The organism is Noviherbaspirillum autotrophicum, from assembly GCF_000818395.1.
In the GTDB taxonomy this organism is placed as follows: domain Bacteria; phylum Pseudomonadota; class Gammaproteobacteria; order Burkholderiales; family Burkholderiaceae_D; genus Noviherbaspirillum; species Noviherbaspirillum autotrophicum.
The window spans coordinates 1-1,324 of the sequence record NZ_JWJG01000006.1; the positions used below are offsets into that span (position 1 = coordinate 1).

The 1,324-nt window shown below is 60.0% G+C and carries 1 protein-coding gene and 1 other annotated feature; the gene reads right to left on the reverse strand.

All coding sequences use genetic code 11. The features are described from left to right. Positions 1-39 precede the first annotated feature (39 nt). A protein-coding gene (locus tag TSA66_RS00460; protein ID WP_094298971.1) for an IS3 family transposase occupies positions 40-1,268 on the reverse strand; the annotation gives its coding sequence in 2 pieces (ribosomal slippage) (positions 40-983 and positions 983-1,268; 1,230 coding nt in all). Further along, positions 871-987 (reverse strand) — a sequence feature (AL1L pseudoknot). It overlaps the preceding gene by 117 nt. Positions 1,269-1,324: the final 56 nt, after the last annotated feature.

Consider the following 1,324-nt stretch of genomic DNA (forward strand, 5'->3'; position numbering starts at 1 on the left):
TGAACCGCCCCGGCTTTTGAGGAGGCCGGTTGGTGTGAGTCAGGCCATTTCGACCTGACCGGTTAATTGCCGGTAGTAGTTTGCCTCAGCTTCTGCCGGCGGGATATAGCCAATCGGTTCCAGCAGCCGATGATGGTTAAACCAGGATACCCATTCCAGCGTTGCCAGCTCCACGGCTTCCCGCGTCTTCCATGGCGCACGGCGGTGAATCAGTTCCGCCTTGTACAACCCGTTGATCGTTTCTGCAAGCGCATTGTCGTAGCTGTCGCCCTTGCTTCCGACTGACGGCTCGATGCCGGCTTCGGCAAGACGCTCGCTGTAGCGAATCGACACGTACTGTGAGCCGCGGTCGCTATGGTGAATCAAGCCGCCTTCCCGTTCCGGCTGCCGAGCGTACAGCGCCTGTTCCAGTGCGTCCAGTACGAAGTCCGTCTGCATTGAACTGCTGACCCGCCAGCCGACAATGCGCCGGGCGAACACATCGATCACGAAGGCCACGTACACGAATCCCTGCCAGGTCGAGACATAGGTGAAGTCCGATACCCAGAGCTGATTTGGACGCGTCGCCTTGAACTGCCGGTTGACACGGTCCAGCGGACATGGCGCTGCCTTGTCGGCTTGCGTAGTACGCACTGCCTTGCCTCGTATGACGCCGCGCAGGCCGCACTTGCGCATGAGTCGCTCCACCGTACAGCGCGCCACGTCGCTGCCTTCGCGGCGCAGTTGCTTCCAGACCTTGTCCGCCCCGTAAACCCGCATGTTGGCATGCCACACACGTTCAATGTGGGGAATCAAGGCTTCGTCACGCTTGGTGCGTGCGCTTCTCAACATCGGATTGCGACACCGGGCGGCATGGCGCCAATAGGCCGACGGGGCGATCTGCATCACTTCACAGAGCGGCTCGACCCCAAAGGTCTCCCGGTGCTCGTCGATGAATGCCTTTATGATTTCGATCGGCGGTCGAGCTCCGCCTGGGCGAAATATGCGCTGGCCAGGCGCAAAATCTCGTTGGCACGGCGCAATTCCTTGACTTCCCGCTCCAGCGCTTTAACCCGTTCCTGCTCGGTCGTGGTTGCCCCCGAACGCTGGCCGGTATCACGCTCTTGCTGGCGAACCCAGCGCCGCAACGTCTCTGCCGTGCAGCCAATCTTGCCCGCAATCGATTCAATCGCCGCCCACTGCGATTCGTATTGCTCCCTGCTCTCGAAGACCAGGCGCACTGCGCGCTCCATGATCTCCGGCGAATATCTTGTTGATTTCTTCTTCATGGCTCCATTTTCTCAAATATTGGAGCCTCCTCGATTTCCGGGGCGGTTCATAGCGA